The 18650-nt window shown below is 67.7% G+C and carries 17 protein-coding genes; 7 read left to right on the forward strand and 10 right to left on the reverse strand.

What is annotated here, in order from left to right; genetic code table 11:
* Nucleotide 1: 1 nt before the first annotated feature.
* Genes ACQHGV_RS04560 through nhaA form a run of 3 tightly spaced genes read right to left on the reverse strand, consistent with a single transcriptional unit; the run spans nucleotide 2 to nucleotide 1846 of the window.
* Nucleotides 2-211, reverse strand: coding sequence for a ParD-like family protein (locus tag ACQHGV_RS04560; RefSeq protein WP_440979603.1), 210 nt, complete (start codon nucleotides 209-211; stop codon nucleotides 2-4).
* A gap of 40 nt (nucleotides 212-251) precedes the next feature.
* Nucleotides 252-611, reverse strand: a complete 360-nt coding sequence (locus ACQHGV_RS04565; RefSeq protein WP_440979604.1) for a YbaN family protein — start codon at nucleotides 609-611, stop codon at nucleotides 252-254.
* 53 nt (nucleotides 612-664) lie between these two features.
* Nucleotides 665-1846, reverse strand: coding sequence for a Na+/H+ antiporter NhaA (nhaA, locus tag ACQHGV_RS04570; protein ID WP_440979605.1), 1182 nt, complete (start codon nucleotides 1844-1846; stop codon nucleotides 665-667).
* 287 nt (nucleotides 1847-2133) lie between these two features.
* Here nhaA and lldD point away from each other — a divergent pair, with 287 nt between their 5' ends.
* A complete protein-coding gene (gene lldD, locus ACQHGV_RS04575) occupies nucleotides 2134-3294 on the forward strand; it encodes an FMN-dependent L-lactate dehydrogenase LldD (protein ID WP_440979606.1) in 1161 nt (386 codons plus the stop codon).
* 9 nt (nucleotides 3295-3303) lie between these two features.
* Here the strand turns inward: lldD and ACQHGV_RS04580 are convergent, their stop codons facing one another.
* Nucleotides 3304-4809, reverse strand: coding sequence for an MFS transporter (locus ACQHGV_RS04580; protein ID WP_440979607.1), 1506 nt, complete (start codon nucleotides 4807-4809; stop codon nucleotides 3304-3306).
* Nucleotides 4810-5101: 292 nt separating this feature from the next.
* Here ACQHGV_RS04580 and ACQHGV_RS04585 point away from each other — a divergent pair, with 292 nt between their 5' ends.
* Nucleotides 5102-5410 carry a hypothetical protein gene (locus tag ACQHGV_RS04585; RefSeq protein WP_440979608.1) on the forward strand — a complete coding sequence of 103 codons (309 nt, stop codon included), beginning with the start codon at nucleotides 5102-5104 and terminating at the stop codon, nucleotides 5408-5410.
* Between the two features lie 59 nt (nucleotides 5411-5469).
* Nucleotides 5470-5670: a hypothetical protein gene (locus tag ACQHGV_RS04590; protein WP_440979609.1), complete on the forward strand. Its 201-nt coding sequence runs from the start codon at nucleotides 5470-5472 to the stop codon at nucleotides 5668-5670.
* A 396-nt stretch (nucleotides 5671-6066) separates the two neighbouring features.
* On the opposite strand, the gene ACQHGV_RS04595 is transcribed toward ACQHGV_RS04590, so the two are convergent.
* Genes ACQHGV_RS04595 through ACQHGV_RS04610 form a run of 4 tightly spaced genes read right to left on the reverse strand, consistent with a single transcriptional unit; the run spans nucleotide 6067 to nucleotide 10642 of the window.
* The gene (locus ACQHGV_RS04595; RefSeq protein ID WP_440979610.1) at nucleotides 6067-6720 is read right to left on the reverse strand and encodes an alpha/beta fold hydrolase; all 654 of its coding nucleotides are present in this window, start codon (nucleotides 6718-6720) and stop codon (nucleotides 6067-6069) included.
* Nucleotides 6721-6736: 16 nt separating this feature from the next.
* Entirely contained in the window at nucleotides 6737-8038 is a 1302-nt protein-coding gene (locus tag ACQHGV_RS04600) for a CitMHS family transporter (protein ID WP_440979611.1), read from the reverse strand.
* A gap of 43 nt (nucleotides 8039-8081) precedes the next feature.
* Complete coding sequence (locus ACQHGV_RS04605) at nucleotides 8082-9572, reverse strand: porin (protein WP_440979612.1); 1491 nt, start codon at nucleotides 9570-9572, stop codon at nucleotides 8082-8084.
* Nucleotides 9569-10642 carry an ABC transporter substrate-binding protein gene (locus tag ACQHGV_RS04610; RefSeq protein ID WP_440979613.1) on the reverse strand — a complete coding sequence of 358 codons (1074 nt, stop codon included), beginning with the start codon at nucleotides 10640-10642 and terminating at the stop codon, nucleotides 9569-9571. Before ACQHGV_RS04610 ends, ACQHGV_RS04605 begins: the two co-directional genes overlap by 4 nt.
* A 118-nt stretch (nucleotides 10643-10760) precedes the next feature.
* Between ACQHGV_RS04610 and ACQHGV_RS04615 the strand changes: the two genes are divergently transcribed.
* Together ACQHGV_RS04615 and ACQHGV_RS04620 are read left to right on the forward strand one after the other, a co-directional pair.
* A complete protein-coding gene (locus ACQHGV_RS04615) occupies nucleotides 10761-11426 on the forward strand; it encodes a response regulator (protein ID WP_440979614.1) in 666 nt (221 codons plus the stop codon).
* Nucleotides 11416-12825: a sensor histidine kinase gene (locus tag ACQHGV_RS04620; protein WP_440979615.1), complete on the forward strand. Its 1410-nt coding sequence runs from the start codon at nucleotides 11416-11418 to the stop codon at nucleotides 12823-12825. Before ACQHGV_RS04615 ends, ACQHGV_RS04620 begins: the two co-directional genes overlap by 11 nt.
* A gap of 98 nt (nucleotides 12826-12923) precedes the next feature.
* Here ACQHGV_RS04620 and ACQHGV_RS04625 read toward each other — a convergent pair whose 3' ends face one another.
* Together ACQHGV_RS04625 and ACQHGV_RS04630 are read right to left on the reverse strand one after the other, a co-directional pair.
* The gene (locus ACQHGV_RS04625) at nucleotides 12924-13313 is read right to left on the reverse strand and encodes a MerR family transcriptional regulator (protein WP_183951455.1); all 390 of its coding nucleotides are present in this window, start codon (nucleotides 13311-13313) and stop codon (nucleotides 12924-12926) included.
* Nucleotides 13310-14935 (reverse strand): long-chain-fatty-acid--CoA ligase, encoded by a 1626-nt coding sequence (locus ACQHGV_RS04630; RefSeq protein WP_440980143.1) that lies wholly within the window; start codon nucleotides 14933-14935, stop codon nucleotides 13310-13312. Before ACQHGV_RS04630 ends, ACQHGV_RS04625 begins: the two co-directional genes overlap by 4 nt.
* A gap of 250 nt (nucleotides 14936-15185) precedes the next feature.
* Between ACQHGV_RS04630 and ACQHGV_RS04635 the strand changes: the two genes are divergently transcribed.
* Together ACQHGV_RS04635 and ACQHGV_RS04640 are read left to right on the forward strand one after the other, a co-directional pair.
* On the forward strand, nucleotides 15186-16322 hold the full coding sequence (locus ACQHGV_RS04635; RefSeq protein ID WP_440979616.1) for a thiolase family protein: 1137 nt from the start codon (nucleotides 15186-15188) through the stop codon (nucleotides 16320-16322).
* The gene (locus ACQHGV_RS04640; protein ID WP_440980144.1) at nucleotides 16322-18649 is read left to right on the forward strand and encodes a 3-hydroxyacyl-CoA dehydrogenase NAD-binding domain-containing protein; all 2328 of its coding nucleotides are present in this window, start codon (nucleotides 16322-16324) and stop codon (nucleotides 18647-18649) included. The genes ACQHGV_RS04635 and ACQHGV_RS04640 overlap by 1 nt, the downstream gene beginning before the upstream one ends.
* Nucleotide 18650 lies beyond the last annotated feature (1 nt).

The raw sequence follows: 18650 nt of genomic DNA on the forward strand, positions 1-18650 counted from the left end.
GTCAGGCGACCAGCGTCGCCGCCGGCGGAGCGATGTCGGCAGCGGCCATCTGCGCCCTCACGATCTCGTGAAAGCTCAGCGTCGGATTGGCCTCGGCCAGCATGCCCATCTTCATCCAGAATTCGGCTTGCGCATTGATCGACCGGCACATGACAGTGCTGGCGCGGCGGATGTCTTCGTGAAGCTGATCGTCGATTTTCACAATGCCCATATATGGAGCGTATATGGTCCGTATATCCGAAGCGCAACCGTCAGTGGCCGGGTCGCGACAGGACGAAGGCCGCACAGCCGCCCATCACCGCCGCCACCAACAGGGCAAGCCCCGGTCCCGGCCGCGCGCCGAGCAGGAAGAACACGTAGCCCAGGGTCATGCCGCCACAGGCCATCGCCTTGGCCCGGGGACCGATCGCGCCGCGCTCCCGCCAGTCGCGTAAGGTGGGGCCGAAGCGCGGATGGTTCAGCAGCCACGCCTCCAGCCGGGGCGAGGAGCGGGCGAAGCACCCGGCCGCCAGAATCAGGAAGATCGTCGTCGGCATCAGCGGCAGGACGGCCCCGACCATGCCGAGCCCGACGAACAGGCATCCCAGGGCAAGCCAGCCGAGCCGTATCATGTCGGTTGCGTACCGCGTCGCCGCCGCCATGGCAAAGCCAAAGCCGGTCCGGCCTAGCGCGCCTCACCCTCCCGCCCGGCGCGCCGCAGCACGGCATAGCCGAGCACGCCGGACAGGATCGATCCCATCAGCACGCCGATCTTCGCCTCCGCCTGAAGCAGCGGATCGGTGGGAAAGGCCAGCAGCGTGATGAAGATGCTCATGGTGAAACCGATCCCGCAGAGCAGCGCCATCCCGAACAACTGCCCCTGGCTGGCATGGGCGGGGCGGTCGGCGAGGCCCAGGCGCACGGCCAGGCTGGTCATCCCGAACACGCCGGCGACCTTGCCGGCCAGCAAGCCCAGCCCGACGCCGAGCGTCACCGGCGACAGCAGCGCACCGGCGGGCAGGCCCAGCACGGGCACCCCGGCATTGGCCAGCCCGAACAAGGGCAGGATCAGGAAGCCGACAGGCGCGTGCAACCGGTGCTCCAGCCTGTGGAGCGGACTGTCGCGATGGTCGTGATCGGACCGCGCCGGCGTGCGGCGCATCGGGATGGTCAGCGCCAGCAGCACGCCGGCGATCGTCGCATGGATGCCCGACCGCCACACGAACAGCCACAGGATGACCCCCACCAGGAGATAGGGCGCCAGAGCCCTGACCTTGAAGCGATTGAACCCGATCAGCACGGCGAGCGTCAGCGCCGCACCCGCCAGATCGAAGACCGACACGCCGCTGGTATAGAATAGCGCGATGATCACGACCGCGCCGAGATCGTCGATGATCGCCAGCGCCGCCAGAAAGACGCGCAGCGAGGCGGGCACCCGGTCGCCGACCAGCGTGATCACCGCCAGCGCGAAGGCGATGTCGGTCGCGGTGGGGATCGCCCATCCGTTCGTCACGCCATGATGATTGAAGGCGAGGTAGATGATCGCCGGGAACAGCATCCCGCCCAGCGCCGCGATGCCGGGCAGGATGCGCCGAGGCCAGCTCGACAATTGTCCGTCCAGCATCTCGCGCTTGATCTCCAGCCCGACGAGCAGGAAGAAGATCGCCATAAGCCCGTCATTGACCATGTGGCCGACCGAGAAGGGGCCGATGCCCGCATGCAGCAAATGCTCATAGGCGTGGCGCAGCGGCGAATTGGCGATCAGCAGCGCGATCGCGGCGGCGGCCATCAGGACGATGCCCGACGAACTCTGGCCGTTCAGAAAGCGGCGAATAGCGCTGACGGGGCGCGGGGACAGGACGGGCATGACAAAGGGCTTCCGCAAGATCGGATATCGCTGGCGGCCCGACCAGCGCACGAACCTGCCCACCGTTCCCGTGGACACCCGGCACCGCTATCGCATTGTCGCACGGCCTGGCGCAAGGGGCCCGCCCCGCCCCCCGCCCAGCCCTAGCACCGCCATTGACGACGGCCATGGATCGGCGTGTAGGGAAGGGGATGTCGCAGGCGAGCGACGATAGGTGAGGACAGTCGGATGCGCGATCGAACCACGACAGGGGCCGGTGCCGCCCGCAGCGCGGCAGGTGTCCGGGCATGAGGAAGGCCGCCTCCGCACTCGATTATCGCACGCTGGCCAAGCGCCGCCTGCCGCCCTTCCTGTTCGAATATATCGATGGCGGCTCCTATGCCGAGGTGACGCTGCGCCGGAACATCGCCGATCTGGAGGCGGTGGCGCTGCGTCAGCGAATCCTGCGCGACGTGTCGAGCATCGACGTCTCGACCACCCTGTTCGGCCGCCGCCAGGCTTTGCCGGTGGCGCTCGCGCCGGTCGGGCTGGCGGGCATGAACGCGCGGCGCGGCGAGGTGCAGGCGGCGCGCGCGGCGGAGGCGGCGGGGGTGCCCTTTTGCCTGTCGACCGTCTCGGCCTGTCCGCTCGACGAGGTGGCGGCGGCGGTCGCCGATCCCTTCTGGTTCCAGCTCTACATGATCCGCGACCGGGGCTTCATGCGCGAATTACTCGCTAAGGCGAAGGCGCTGGGCTGCTCCGCGCTGGTCTTCACCGTCGACATGCCGGTGCCTGGATCGCGCTACCGCGACTATCATTCGGGGCTGGCGGGCAATCCGGGCCTGAGCGGTGCGCTGCGCCGCATGTGGCAGGGCGTGACACATCCGCGCTGGGCCTGGGACGTGGGCGTCCATGGCCGCCCGCACCAGCTGGGCAATGTCGCGCCGGTGCTGGGCAAGAATACCGGGCTGGAGGATTTTTTCGCCTGGATGCGCAACAATTTCGATCCGACCGTCAGCTGGCGCGACCTGGATTTCATCCGTGACGTCTGGGACGGCCCGCTGATCATCAAGGGCATTCTCGATACCGAGGATGCGCGCGCCGCCGCCGAGATCGGCGCGGACGGGATCGTCGTCTCGAACCATGGCGGGCGTCAGCTGGACGGCGTGCTGTCCAGCGCCCGCGCGCTGCCGCCGATCGCCGAGGCGGTGGGGGACCGGCTGACCGTACTGGCCGATGGCGGGGTGCGATCGGGGCTGGACGTGGTGCGGCTGTTGGCGCTGGGGGCGAAAGGCGTGCTGCTGGGCCGCGCCTGGGTCTATGCGCTGGCCGGCGGCGGGCAGGCGGGGGTGGCGCATCTGCTCCGGCTGGTCGAGGCGGAGATGCGGGTCGCCATGGCGCTGACCGGCGCGACCGATGTCAGCGATATCACACCCGACATCCTGGCGACCCGCCCGACCGACCTGTAGCGCGAAGGCCTATTTCTCCTCCGCCGCGTGATGGCCGCTCATCGCCTCACCGGCATCGGGGGCGAAGCGGCGGTTCCAGATGAGTGCCGAGGCCGAGATGGTCGCGACCACGACAAAGGCGATCGAGAAGTCGATCAGCGCCGGCTGGCCGCGTCCGCTGGCCCAGCTGCCCAGCTCCAGCACGGTCGCGGCGGTGCAGATGCCCAGCGACAGGGTCAGTTGCTGGAAGGTCGCATAGAAGCTCGTCGCCGCGCTCATCCGGTCCTTGTCGATATCGGCATAGGCGATCGCGTTATAGCCGGTGAACTGGAACGAGGTGAAGAAACCCGACACGACCAGCACCGCCATGATCGCCGGCACCGCCCAGTCGGGACGGAACAGCGCGCAGGTGGCATAGCCCGCGCTGCTGGCCAGGCCCGACACGATCAGGCTGCGGCGAAACCCCCAGCGACGCAGCACGCGCGGCGCCAGCGCCTTCATCGCCAGCGCCCCGATCGCGCCGGCGATGGTGATCGTGCCGGTCTTGGCCGCCGACAGGCCGAAGCCGATCTGGAACATCAGCGGCAGGAGGAAGGGCTGCGCCCCCTGGGTGATCCGGGTCAGCGACCCGCCGATCACCGACAGGCGGAAGGTCGGTACCCGCATCAGCGTGGGGTCGAGGATCGGCTCGCGCGTGTGGCGGGCGTGACGGATATAGATCAGCCCCAGCACGAGGCCGACCAGCAACAGGCCGATGGCGACCAGCCCCGTGCCCGGCCGGCTCGCCAGCTCGAACCCGAAAAGCAGGCAACCTAGCGACGCGCCCGACAGGATGAAGCCCGATATGTCGAACCGCGCCCGGGGATCGCCGCGCACGTCGGGGATCAGGAAGATCGACCCCAGCACCCCCAACAGGCCGATCGGGATGTTGAGATAGAAGATCCAGCGCCAGTCGAGCCAGGTGACGATGAAGCCCCCCAGCGGTGGCCCAAGGATCGGCCCGGCGAGCGCGGGCATCACCAGCCAGGACAGCGCCTGGACCATATCCTCCTTGGCGACGCTGCGCAGCAGGACGAGGCGACCGACGGGGACCATCATCGCCCCGCCAATGCCCTGGATGAAACGCGCGATGACCAGCATGGCCAGCGAGCCCGACTGCGCACAGGCGATCGAGCCGAGCAGAAACACACCGATCGCCGAGCAGAAGATGGTCCGCGATCCGAACCGATCGGCCAGCGTTCCACTGGCGGGGATGAACAGCGCGAGCGCCAGTAGATAGCTGGTCAGCGCCAGGCTGAGGCCCGTCGCCGGCGTGCCCAGGTCGCGCGCCATGGTGGGAAGCGCCACAGTCAGCACGGTGCCGTCCAGTTGCTGCATGAACAGGGCCGACGCGACGACCAGTGCGATGACCCGGTATCCGCGTGTCTGGACCGGTTCCTTGCTGCCCGTCCCGCTCGTGACCGCCTCGACACCCGGTGCCAGACCATCGTTCACATCGGCACTCATCGAGGCCAGATTCCGCCGCCGCCACCGCATGCCTGTTATCTGTTCCTTTCGATCCGCCGCCTCAACGCAAGGGATGCGCGAGCGATCATCAGGGCCGTCGATGTGGCGACCGGAAACCCGTCACGGCGCGCATCGACGGGGCGACCGACCGCTGGGCCCGACCCCGTTGCGCCTCTTTTCAGCGAATGGCAAATGAGATAATGATAATTACTCGCAATATAGAGTTGGTCGGGAGGTTCAGGAAATGCCCGCAGATACAAGGCCAAAGCCACCCGACTCCGGGGCAGGCACTCGTGCGGCGGACGATCTGATCAGCGCCGTCATGCGGACCTGGCGTACGGCGCGCGACGAGCATGGACCGGTGCAACAGAGATTGCACGCGATGCTCGCGCCCATGGGATGCGACATATTGGCGCCGGTGTTCGACAGCCTAATGACGCTGTGTGAGGCGGCGCTTGGACGGCCTTTCCGGGTCGGCCGCCAACGTCTGTCGGCGGATGAGTCCATGCTGATCGGGCTGCTCGACGGAACCCGCTCGCGCGCCGCCTGTGTCGATTGTCCGCGCGCGACCGCATCCGCGCTGGACTGCGCGCTATGTTCGACGCGGATCATGCTGGCGCTGGCCCGCTAAGCGGCTGCGGGGACATTCGCGCGTCCGGTGCGTTGATGGCGGATAACCAGGAGAGCGACATGCGCGACGACCCCATGACCCCCGCCGAACCGCAGACGTTTTCGGACCTGCCGATCCAGCCCACGGGCTCGGGCGTGCAGGATCTGGAAATCGCCTATGAACAGATGCGCCTGTCGGACGGGGACGGCGCAACGGACAATGCGACCCTTCCCACCGAAGCCGACAGCGCGGTGGCCGAATCCGAGGCGCATCCGAGCTAGAGCGGGATAACGTCAGTTTGACCCAAGCCGTCATTGCGAGCGTAGCGAAGCAATCCAAAGCGTCTTGCCTGGACACTGGATTGCTTCGCTACGCTCGCAATGACGAATCCACCTCATGTCATCCTTTTCTAGAGGCGGCATTCGGCTATGCGCTTGCTTTCCCTCGCCCCTCTCAGAGGGGAGAGGGTTGCGCAGACTTGGTCTTTGCGAAAGCAAAGAGTTAGTCGGAGCTGGGTGAGGGGTGCTGCGCTCGCTCGGCGAGCGCGCGAGCCAAAGGCTCGCTCAACCCCTCACCCAAGCTACGCTAGCCAGCACGCTGGCAAGCTCCGCTAACCCTCTCCCCTATCCAGGGGAAAGGGAATGGCGGCGTCGACATCGATCGGCCCCCGACCGCGCTCAGGAGAGCCAGTCCCGGAGCAGCGCGGTCACCGCCCCCGGTCGTTCGATCGGGGCCAGGTGGCCGCATCGCGGGATCAGCTGAAAATTCGCGCCCGGGATACGGTCGGCCAGTGCGCGCGCATCCTCAGGCAGGCAGATGCGGTCGCGGTCGCCCACCGCGATTAGCGCGGGCATGGTCACCGCCGCGATGGCGGGGGCGATGTCGGGGCGCGCGAGCAGCGCGCGCTGCTGTCGTTCGAACACCGCCGTGCCGACGCGCTCGGCCATGGCTTGGACCGGGCCGCTGATGATCGGGGTCAGCATCGGATCGTCATGCGGCGCGGTCGCCAACAGTCCCTGTTCGGCCACCGTGCGCGGTCGCATCTGCATCGAGGCTCGAGTGCCGAACAGCGCCACGCGGGTAATCCGGTCGGGCGCCTGCCGGATCATCTCCAGCGCGACATAGCCGCCCAGACTGACCCCGGCGACGGCGAAGCGCGGCGGGGCATGGGCGAGCACGCGCGCCGCCATCGCCGTCAGGCTGTCGTCGACCGTCAGGTCGCCCATCTGCGGATGGGCGATGTCGACCAGATCGGTGACCTGCCGGGCCCAGAGCTGGCCATCGCAACCCATGGCGGGCAGCAGGAGGAGCGGGACGGGGTGGCGCATCATCGCGGATCTCCCTGGGTCAGCCGACGAGCGGGAAGGCGAGGACGGCCATGCCGACGATGGTCATCACCGCGCAGATCGCGGCGGCGGGCACCAGCGTGAAGCGCTGATGGTCGGCCAGATCGATCCCGGCCAAGCTGACCAGCAGATAGGTCGACGGCACCAGCGGGCTGAGCAGGTGGACCGGCTGGCCCATCAGCGAGGCGCGCGCGATCGCCATCGGCGACACGCCATAATGGGTGCCGGCCTCCGCCAGGATCGGCAGCATGCCGAAATAGAAGGCGTCGTTGGAGATGAAGAAGGTGAAGGGCAGGCTGAGCGCGGCAGTGATCGGCGCCATATACGGCCCCAGCACCGGCGGGATGAAGCCGACGACTTCCTTGCTCATCGCCTCGACCATGCCGGTGCCCGACAGGATGCCGGTGAAGATGCCGGCGGCGAAGATCAGCGACACGACCGACAGGACGTTGCCGGCATGGGCGGAGATGCGCTCCTTCTGCTCGGCGACCTGCGGATAGTTGACGATCATGGCGATGGCGAAGGCCAGCATCATCAGCACCGACAGCGGCAGGATGCCGGTGACCAGCCCTGCGATCAGCGCGAGGGTCAGCGCGCCGTTGAACCAGCGCAGATGCGGGCGGCGCGCTTCCGGGAACTGCGACACGGCCATGCCGGTGAAAGCGGTCGGCTCGTTTGCCTTCACATGGCCGATGCGGTGGCGCTCCTTGCGGCCGAACCAGACGGCCAGCGCGATCAGCGCGGCGAGCCCTGCGATCATGCCGGGGATCAGCGGCAGGAACAGCGTGGCGGGATCGAGCTTCAGCGCGCTGGCCGCGCGCGCGGTCGGGCCGCCCCAGGGGGTCAGGTTCATGATGCCGCTGGTCGTCATCAACAGGCAGCACAGGTACAGCCGGTTCATGTCGTAGCGCTTGTAGAGCGGCAGGAGCGCGGCGATGGTGATGATGTAGGTCGTCGATCCGTCACCATCCAGGCTGACCAGCGCGCACAGCACGACCGTGCCGATCAGGATCAGCATCGGGTCGCCATGCACCACGCGCAGCAACCGGTTGACCAGCGGGTCGAACAGGCCGGTATCGGTCATGATCGAGAAGAACAGGATCGCGAACAGCAGCATGACGCCGGTGGGCGCGAGGTTCTTGATACCGTCGATCATCATGTCGCCCACGCCGCTGGCGAAACCGGCGAGAAGCGCGAAGGCGGTGGGCACGACGATCAGCGCGACGAGCGGGGTCATCCGCTTCGTCATGATCAGCGTCATGAAGGTGGCGACCATCAGGAAGCCGAGCAGGGCGAGGTCCATTACAGGCAAGCTCCCGTAAAAGGGATGAAGAGAGGAAGGCGGATCAGAAGGTGACGGCGACGCGCGCGCTGACCGTCTCGCCATTGTCGGGGCCGATATAGGCGCCGGCGCGGTTGTCGGTGTCCCAGTGGATGGCGTTGATCTGGATGCGGGTGAAGCTGTTGAGGTACCAGTTGGCGCCCACCGTCGCGGCCCAGCCGCGTCCGCCGGTCAACAGGCTGGAATAGTCGAGATTCTCGTAGCGCGCGGTCAGCTCGATCGCGCCGGGGCCGCCGTCGAAGATCGGCTTCAGCACGCGCGGCTGGCCGAAGCTGCCGAGGCGGGGGTTGTAGGGGGGCAGGTCGCCGGTGATGAACCAGCCGCCCGACAGACTCCACGCCTTGCTGACGAAATCGGGCCGACCGCCGTCGAGGCGCGCATGACGTTCGCCCGCTTCGCCCATGACCCAGACCGGACCGACATAGCCGCCCAGCTCCGCGCCGTAACCGGTGGTGCCGGTCCCGCCCAGCAGCGCACCGGTGGAGACGCGCAGCGCGCCGTTGAAGCGGCCGCCGATCACGGTGTTGCGGGTGAGCGTCCCGGCGGTCGCCGACAGCCCTTCGTCAAAGCCCCACAGGCCGACATGCAGGACGCGGCGGTCGTCCTTGATCGGGTTCCAGTGCGCGCGGGCCAGCACGGTGCGGCTGTCATTGCTGCCCTGATTGCCATCGACCCGGTCGCCGGTCACGGTCAGCGAGGCATGGCCGGTCTTCCAGAACAGCCGCGGCATGATGCCGATGCCGTAGAAGCCACGCTGGGGCAGGATCGCGGTGGAGACGACGGTGCGCTCCAGAAACGGCGTCGAGTCCGAGCCGGTCGAGCCTTCGAAGCCGCGATCGTTGAACAGATGGCCGGCGCGCACGTCATAGTCGATGCCCTTGCCGATCCGGTTGCGCCACCCGATGAAGGCGGTGACGATATCGACCTCGTTCTCCGAGAAGTCGGATTCGAACTGGTAGAAGAAGTGGTTGCCGACGCCGCCTTCCAGACCTAGGCGCAGCGCGCGCATGCCGGTGGTGGTGATGTTGCGCCCGTTATAGCGCGATCCCATGGTCGAGCTGACATCGGTCAGAATGCGGCCGCGCGGCTTGAAGGTGTAGATGCCGTCCGCCGAGTGGAAGACGGGCAGGCCCGCCCCCCATTCGGTGGTGACGCCGGCGGCCTCGGCGCTGCGGGCGCGGGTGATGTCGCGCTCGGCGGGGCCGGGTGGCACCAGTTGCGGCGCGAAGGGCTGGGTGATGATGGGCGGTGGGGTGACCTGCGCCAGCCGTTCGGGGGCGGGTGTCGCCGGAGTCGTCTGTGGCGTGGCGGCGATTGTCGCCGGTGCGGTGGCGGCCGTGCCCTCCAGCCGGTCGAGCCGGGCCTTCAGCGCGGCGATCTCGGCGGCCTGCGCACGGACCAGCGCGGCCAGATCCTCCTGGCTTGGCGTCTGCGCCAATGCGGGCGTGGCGATGACGAGCGCGCCGAGCGCGCAGCCGATCAGGGGAAGTTTCATTGCGAACGGGCTCCTTCGGCCAAAATGGAGCGCCAGTCGGCCAGGAACCGGCGGCGCTTGAGCGTATCGAGATGGACGAGCAACTGGGGACCGACACGGATTGGCCGGGCCTGATCGGGGGCGAGGCGGGGGGCACGCACATCGCGGCGCACCGGCAACAGCCATTCGCGGGTCAGCAGCGTCTGCCCCGTGCGCGACAGCAGGAAATCGAGGAACAGCCGCGCCGCCGCCGGCCGCCGGGCATCGCGCGCGATGAAGGCGACGCGCGAGGCGACGATGTTGTAATCGCGGGTGAAGACGACTCCCAGTCGCGGATCGCGCCGCGCGCGGGTGAGCGCATAGGAGCCGACGACATTATAGGCGATCGCCACGCGCCCGTCGGCCACCGCGTCCAGCATCGGCCCGGTGGTGCGCGACAGCCAGGGCCGCGTCGCCGCGATCGCCAGCATCAGCGAGCGGGTGTCGCGGGTGATCGCGAAATCCTCGGTCAGAAAGAGATAGCCGACGTCCGAACGCGCCGGATCATAGGTCACGACCTTGCCGGTCAGTGCGGCGCGTCGGGCGCGCAACAGCCGCTCCAGCGCCTCATGCGTGCGCGGCACCTGCGCGGCCGGAATCAGCCGGCGGTTATAGACGATCGCGACCGGCTCGGCGGTGACGCCGTAGCCCATGTTCTTCCAGACCGACACCGGCGGCAGAGCGGGCTTTTCGGGACTGAGATAGGCCTGGGCATAGCCGTCGTTGATCAGCTTGACCTGAAGGTCCATCGCCGAGGACCAGACCAGGTCGGCGCTGGGCCGGCCGGCGCGCATATCGGCCATGAAGCGCGTATAGATGTCGCGCGATTGCAGGTCCCGATAGTCGACGGCGATGCCCGGATAGACGCGGCAGAAGGCGGCGATCACCGGCGCCATGGCGGTGGCATCGGCATTGCCATAGATGCGCACGCCTCGCTCCGCCCGCGCCGCCTCGATCAGCGCGTCATAGGAGCGCGGATAGCCGGTCGGCCGCTGCGCGCCCGCGGGGATGGCCAGGAACAGCCATGCCGATAGCAAAATTGCAAAACGCATCGATCAGGTCCTCTCGCCTACCGCCTCTGGGTTCGGTTAGGCTGATGACGATGATCTATGTCCGTAACCTGTCATCCGCCTTTCACCGGTCGGCCTGCTTATGCGGATTCTGCCCGTCATGCGGATTCTGATCGTAGAGGACGATGCCGCGCTCGCACGCAGCCTGATCGCGCTGCTACGCGCGGCGGGCCATGCGGTCGACCATGTCGGGCGTGGCGAGGAGGCGCTGGAGGTGATCGCGGGCGAGCCATACGCCCTGGTCATCCTCGATGTCGGCCTGCCCGACATCGATGGCTTCGCGGTGCTTCAGGCGCTGCGGCGGCGCGGCGAGCGGGTGCCGGTCCTGATGCTGACCGCGCGCGACGCGCTGGACGACCGGGTGCGCGGTCTCGATCTGGGCGCGGACGATTATCTGCGCAAACCCTTCGCGCCCGAGGAACTGGAGGCGCGCATCCGGGCGCTCGGCCGGCGGCGCGGTGGCGATCCGACGCCCGAACTGATGGTCGGCACGCTGGTCCTCAACCGGTCGACCGGACAGGCGCAGGTGGCGGGGCGGGCGCTCGACCTGCGGCGACGCGAATGGGCGGTGCTCGATTCGCTGGCGACGCGCGCCGGCCAGATCGTGCCGCGCGAGACGCTGCTCGCCGAGGTCTTCGGCTATGACGAGCCGGTCGGCCCCAATGCGATCGAGGTGAACATCACCCGGCTGCGCGGCAAGCTGGCCCCCGACGGGCCGATGATCCGGACGGTGCGCGGCGTCGGCTATCTGCTCGATGCAAGCTGAGCACGACAAGACCGAGCGGGGGCAGGCACTGGCGCTGCGGACCCGGCTCGCCGCCGCGATGCTGGCGCCGCTGATCGGCATCGCGATCCTGCTGGGGCTGGCCGGGGCGACGCTGATCGCCGATGTCGTCCGGCGCACGAACGACCGGGTGCTGGGCGGCGCGCTGGGCGCCATCGCCGAGACGGTGCAGGTCGAGCGGGGCGAGGTGACGATGGACCTGCCCGCCGCCGCCTTCGGCATGCTGGAGAATAACGAGCGCGACAATGTCTATTACCGGATCGCGGTGGGTGACCGTTTGCTGACCGGCTATGCCGACCTGCCCGCGCCGCAGCCCGGCGACCTGGCGCTGGACGTGCCCCGGTTCCGCTATGCCCGCTACCGCGATCAGGACATCCGCATCGCCGAGGTGCGCCGCGCCCTGCCGCGCATCGCCATGCCGGTCGTCGTCCAGATCGCCGAGACGCTGGACAATCGCCATGCATTGCAGCGGCGGCTGGTGATGGCGTTGCTGATTGGCGAGACGCTGTTGGTCGGTGTCGCGCTCCTGCTGATCCGGCCGGCGCTCGCCTGGAGCCTGAAGCCGCTTGCCCGGTTGCGTGGGGCGGTGGCGGCGCGTGACACGCGTGCGACGCCCGACCTGTCGCCGCTCGATACCGGCCCGCTTCCGGCTGAGCTGCGGCCGCTCGCCGATGCCTTCGACAATCTGCTCGCCCGGCTGGATAGTGCGACGGCGGGGATGCGGCGCTTCACCGCCGATGCCTCGCATCAGATGCGCACGCCGCTCGCGGTGCTGAAGGTGCAGGTGGCACTGGCGCGGCGCGGCGACCCGGCGGCACTGGGCGAGATCGGCGATGCGGCGGACCGGCTGGAGCATCTGGTGACCCAGTTGCTGGCGCTGGCCCGTGCCGAGGAGGCGGGCGCCTCGCCCCCGCGCGAGCGGGTCGATCTGCGTGAGGTGGCCGTGGTGGTCATCAACCGCCGCATCGGTCAGGCGATCGAGGCGGGCGTGGACCTGCATCTGGAGGCGCAAGGCGACATCGCGATCGCCAGCCACCGGACGCTGGTGTTCGAAATCCTCTCCAATCTGGTCGACAATGCCATCCGCTATAATCGCGCCGGCGGACAGGTGACGTTGTCGATCGCACGCGACGCGCAGGGCATATCGGTGTCGGTCGCCGATGACGGGCCCGGCCTGCCCGAGGCCGAACTGGCCCGCGCGGGCATCCGCTTCGCGCGCCTGTCGACCAGCGAGGGTCGCGACGGCAGCGGGTTGGGGCTGGCCATCGTCCGCTCCGCCGCGCAGCGGCTGGACGCGACGCTGACGCTGGAGAATACCCGCCCGGGCCTGCGCGCGACGCTGCGCTTCCCGGCCGAGGTGGAGAGTGACGCGCGGGGTTAGGTCACATATTGGAGAGGGCACCCCCTCACGACCGGCGACACCCCTCCGTCAGGCCTTCGGCCTGCCACCTCCCCTTCAAGGGGAGGAATAGTCGGTAATCACGCCCCCGCCGCGTTGACGCGCTCGCGCGCTTCGCGTTCGATCGTCTCCAGTTCCTCGACCGTCTGGACTAGGGCGGTCATCTGCTGGCGCAGCTCGTCGACGCGTTCGCGGCACCGCTCGGCCAGCGCGCGCATCTGTTCGACATGCTGCGGATCGGCGTCGTACAGCCGCAGGAATTCCTCGATGTCGCGCAGCGAGAAGCCCAGCCGCTTGCCGCGCAGGATCAACTGCATCCGCGCCGTCTCCCGCTTGGAATAGACGCGCGCGGTGCCGACGCGGCGCGGCTCGATCAGGCCGCGATCCTCGTAAAAGCGCAATGTGCGCGTCGTCACACCCAGGCTGTTGGCCACATCCTGGATGCCGCGCAACTCCTCGTCTTCACTCACCCTGCGATACCCCCACCCGCAGCCGCCTTGGCGGCCGCCTTCGCCAATTCTTCCTCGACCAGTTCCTTTTTCGACAATTTGCCGATCAGGGTCTTGGGCAGGCTTTCGCGGATTTCGACCTCGCGGGGAAGTTCGATCTTGCTGACCTTGTCCTGAAGGAACACACGCAGTTCGTCGGGCGTCGCGTGATGGTCGGGGGCGAGCTTGACGAAGGCCTTGGGCGACTGGCCGCGATAGGGGTCGGGGATGCCGATCACGACCGCCTCGGCGACCGCCGGATGCTCGTACAACGCCTCCTCGATCATGCGCGGATAGACGTTGTAGCCGCCGCACAGGATCACGTCCTTGATGCGGTCGACGATGAACAGATAGCCGTCCTCGTCCAGATAGCCGACATCGCCGGTGCGCAGCGCGCCGTCGATGAAGACCTGCGCGGTTTCCGCCGGCCTGTTCCAGTAACCGGCCATCACCTGCGGCCCGCGCGCGCAGATTTCGCCGACCTCGCCCGGCGGCATCAGCCGGTCGGGATTGTCGCGGTCGCGGATCTCGATGATCGTGCCGGGGAAGGGCAGGCCCGCCGACCCGCCCTTGTTCTCGCCGGTCAACGGGTTGCAGGTGATGATCGGCGACGCTTCGGACAGGCCATAGCCTTCGACCAGCTTGCCCCCCGTCGTCGTCTCGAACGCGACCCGCACCTCGGCGGGCAGCGGCGCGCCGCCCGAGATGCAGGCCTTGATCGCCGACAGGTCGACGCCGCGCGCCTCGGCGACGCCGGCGATGGCGTTGTAGATGGTGGGCACGGCGGGGAAATAGGTCGGCTTGCTGCGCGCGATGGTCTTGAGCACCTGGTCCAGCTCGAACCGGGGGAGCAGGATCATCTCGGCGCCGACGCGGATCGCGAAGCTGAGCACGGTGGTCAGCGCGAAGACGTGGAACAGCGGCAGGACGCCCAGGATGCGCTCGGCCCCGATCGCGTCCTCGCCGCCGGTGTGGATCACCATCGCATCGGCATTGGCGATCAGGTTCGCGTGCGACAGCATCGCCGCCTTGGGGCTGCCGGTCGTGCCGCCGGTATATTGTAGCACCGCCACATCGTCGGGGCTGGCCGATACCGGGGTCAGGGCGCCGCCGCGCTTCGTCATCTGCGCGAAGGTCAGGTGGCGGGGCGAGGAGCCGGGCGCGGCGATCATCGACCGCTTGAGCAGACGATAGGCCAGGCCCTTCACGGTGGGCAGCGCATCGGCGACGGGGCAGGAAATGACGTGGCGCAAGGACAGTTTGTCGGCGACATGGCTGACGCGTTCATAGATGTCGGGAATGTCGCAGGTGGCGATGATCTCCGCGCCCGAATCCTCGAGCAGATGGCACAGCTCGCGCTCGACATAGAGGGGGTTCACATTGACGACGATGCCCCCGACCTTCTGCGTCGCGAAGAACAGCACCGGGTAATAGACGATATTGGGCAGGCAGAGCGCGACGCGTGTCCCCTTCGTCACGCCCAGCGCCTGGAGGCCGGCGGCGGCGCGATCGACCATGTCGCTCAGTTCGCCATAGCGGGTGATCCGCCCCATGAAGTCGATGGCGGGACGATCGCGATGCCGCCGTACCGTAGTCTCGAACATGTCGGTCAGCAGTCGCGGCACGAAGCTCAGCGGCCGTCCCGTCGCCTGGCCCGTCACGCCACCGTTCCCAGCACCACCCCCAGCCTCTGCGACAGATCCGATCGTCATCGTGCGGCTCTCCTCGTTATTTTTTCGACCATACCCGGTTGTCGATTGCGGTCGAGTTTCTTATGGTGTTTACGTATAGGGTAGGTAACGCACCTTAACGTGAGGCTGCAAGCCCAAAGATGACCGCACAAGAGAGGATTGGATGACCAACATCGTGATCGCAGGCTATGCCCGCTCTCCCTTCACTCAGGCGGGCAAGGGCGCCCTGGCCCGGGTTCGCCCCGACGATCTGACCGCACAGGTGATTCGCGGGTTGATCGAGCGGACCGGCGTCGATGCGTCGCAGATCGAAGACATCATCCTGGGCTGCGCCTTCCCCGAGGGCGAGCAGGGGATGAACGTCGCGCGCCTGATCGGCCTGCTGGCGGACCTGCCGCTGTCGGTCGGCGGCATGACGGTGAACCGCTTTTGCGGATCGTCCATGTCGGCCATCCATATCGCGATGGGCCAGATCCAGATCGGCGCGGGCGAGGCGTTCATCTGCGCCGGTATCGAGTCGATGAGCCGGGTGCCGATGGGCGGCTACAACCCGCTGCCCAACCCCGAACTCGCCGCCGCGCGCCCCGGTGCCTATATGGGCATGGGCCAGACCGCCGAGAATGTCGCGGAGAAGTACCAGATCACCCGCGCCGAGCAGGAGAAGTTCGCGGTCGCCAGCCAGAAGAAGGCCGCCGAGGCGCGCACGGCCGGGCGTCTGGCCGATGAGATCGTGCCGATCCACACCAAGGCGGGCGATGTGACCGAGGACGGCCTGATCCGTCCCGACACCACCGAGGAAGTTCTGTCGGGCCTGAAGCCCGCCTTCGACAAGGACGGCACCGTGACCGCGGGCACCGCTTCGCCGCTGACCGATGGTGCGGCCGCCGTACTGGTCACCTCTGAAGAGTTCGCCACTCGCCACGGCCTGAAGATCCTCGCCCGCATCAAGTCGGTGGGCATTTCGGGCTGCGAGCCGGAGACGATGGGGCTCGGCCCGATCGGTTCGTCGAAGAAGGCGCTGGAGCGTGCTGGTATCTCGGCCAGCGACCTCGACGTCGTCGAGATCAACGAAGCCTTTGCCAGCCAGGCGATCGCCTGCATCCGCGATCTAGGTCTGAAGGACGAGACGATCAACAAGGACGGCGGCGCCATCGCCATCGGCCATCCGCTGGGCGCGACCGGCGCGCGCATCGTCGGCAAGGCGGCGGCCCTGCTGGCGCGCGACGGCGGCCAATATGCGCTCGCCACCCAGTGCATCGGCGGCGGGCAGGGCATCGCCACGGTATTGGAGCGTGCATGATGGCTGACACGATCAACAAGGTTTGCGTGATCGGCGCAGGGGTGATGGGGGCTGGCATTGCGGCGCAGGTCGCCAATGCCGGTGTGCCCGTCCTGCTGCTCGACATCGTGCCCAAGGACGGCGCCGACCGCGACGCGATCGCCAAGGGCGCCGTCGCCAAGATGCTCAAGACCGAGCCTGCGCCCTTCATGTCGCCAGCCGCCGCCAAGCTGGTGGAAACGGGCAACATCGAGGATCACCTCGACAAGGTTGCCGAGTGCGACTGGATCGTCGAGGCGGTGGTCGAGCGGCTGGACATCAAGCAGGCTCTTTATGCCCGTCTTGAGGAGTTGAAGCGCCCCGGCACGGCGGTGTCGTCGAACACCTCGACCATCCCGCTCGGTCATCTGGTCGAGGGGCGGTCGGAGCAGTTCAGACAAGACTTCCTCATCACCCATTTCTTCAACCCGCCGCGCTATATGCGGCTGATCGAGATCGTGACCTCCGAGCACACCGATGCCGGTGTCGCGGCCAAGGTCGAGCAGTTCGTCGATCACCGCATGGGCAAGCGGATCGTCCGCGCCAAGGACACGCCGGGCTTCATTGCCAACCGCATCGGCACCTATTGGCTGGCGGTCGCGATCAACGCGGCGATGGACCAGGGGCTGACCGTTGAGGAGGCCGACCAGATCGGCGGCCGTCCGATGGGCGTGCCCAAGACCGGCATTTTCGGGCTGATCGACCTGGTCGGCATCGACCTAATGCCGCTGCTCGCCAAGTCGCTGTCCTCGACCCTGCCGGAGGGTGACGCCTATTTCGACACGATCCGGCCGCTGCCGCTGGTCGACAAGATGATCGCGGAGGGCTTTACGGGTCGCAAGGGCAAGGGTGGCTTCTACCGCCTCGACCGCAAGCCCGACGGCACCAAGGCCAAGCAGGCGATCGATCTGCAGACCGGCGAGTATCGCGCGGAAAAGAAGCCGGAACGTCTACCCGGTCGCGCCGAAAAGGACCTGGCCGCTTTGGTCGCAACGCCGGGCAAGGTCGGCGACTATGCCTGGGCGATCCTTGGCCCGGTCCTGTCCTATGCTGCTGGCCTCGTCGGTGAAGCGGCGGACGATGTGGTCGCGATCGATGACGCGATGAAGCTGGGCTATAACTGGAAGTTCGGCCCGTTCGAGCTGATCGATCGCATGGGTCCGGGCAAGCTGGCCGAGCGGCGGCGCGCCGAGGGCAAGCCCGTGCCCGCGCTGCTGGAGACGGCGGGGGATCGCCCCTTCTACCGCGTGGTCGATGGCAAGCGTCAGTATCTGACGCTCGGCGGCGACTATGCCGATGTCGTCCGCGCCGAGGGCGTGCTGCTGCTCGAGGACATCAAGCTGCGCTCCGAACCGCTGCTCAAGAACGGTTCGGCCTCGGCCTGGGACGTCGGCGACGGCGTCGTGGCGTTCGAGTTCACCGGCAAGATGAACGCGCTCGACGAGCAGGTGTTGTCGCTCCTTCAAAAGACCATCGCGCTGGTGAAGAGCCAGTATAAGGCGCTGGTCATCTATAACGAGGGCAGCAACTTCTCGGCCGGCGCGAATCTGGGCCTCGCCATGTTCGCGGTGAACATCGCCGCCTGGGGTGAGGTCGACAAGCTGGTCGTCGCAGGCCAGCAGGCGTATAAGGCGCTGAAATACGCGCCCTTCCCGGTGGTCGCCGCGCCGGCGGGCATGGCGCTGGGCGGCGGGTGCGAGATCCTGCTCCATGCCGATGCCATCCAGGCCCATGCGGAGAGCTATATCGGCTTGGTCGAAACCGGCGTCGGTCTGGTGCCGGGCTGGGGCGGCAATGGCGAGCTAATCGATCGTCTCGCCAAGTCGCCCAAGAGCCCCAAGGGTCCGATGCCCGCCGCGATGAAGGCGTTCGAAACCATCTCGACCGCGCAGGTGTCGCGCTCGGCGGCACTGGCCAAGGACCTGGGCTATCTCCGCAAGGACGATGGCATCACCATGAACCGCGACCGTCTGCTGGCCGATGCCAAGCAGAAGGCGTTGTCGCTGGTCGAGGGCTATCAGCCGCCCGAAAAGCCGGTCTTCCGCCTGCCGGGCGCGGCCGGACGCGTCGCCTTCAACGGCGCGGTCGCCGACTTCGCCAAGAAGGGCGTCGCCACGCCCTATGACGTGGTGGTCGCGGGCCGTCTGGCGAACATCGTCACCGGCGGCGAGGCCGACATCATCGACGAGGTGAGCGAGGATCAGCTGCTGAAGCTGGAACGCGCCGCCTTCATGGAAAGCGTCAAGGATGCGCGGACCCAGGCGCGGGTCGAGCATATGCTCGAAACCGGCAAGCCGCTGCGCAATTGAT

The sequence above is a fragment of the Sphingomonas pseudosanguinis genome, from assembly GCF_052056765.1.
Taxonomy (GTDB): Bacteria; Pseudomonadota; Alphaproteobacteria; order Sphingomonadales; family Sphingomonadaceae; genus Sphingomonas; species Sphingomonas pseudosanguinis.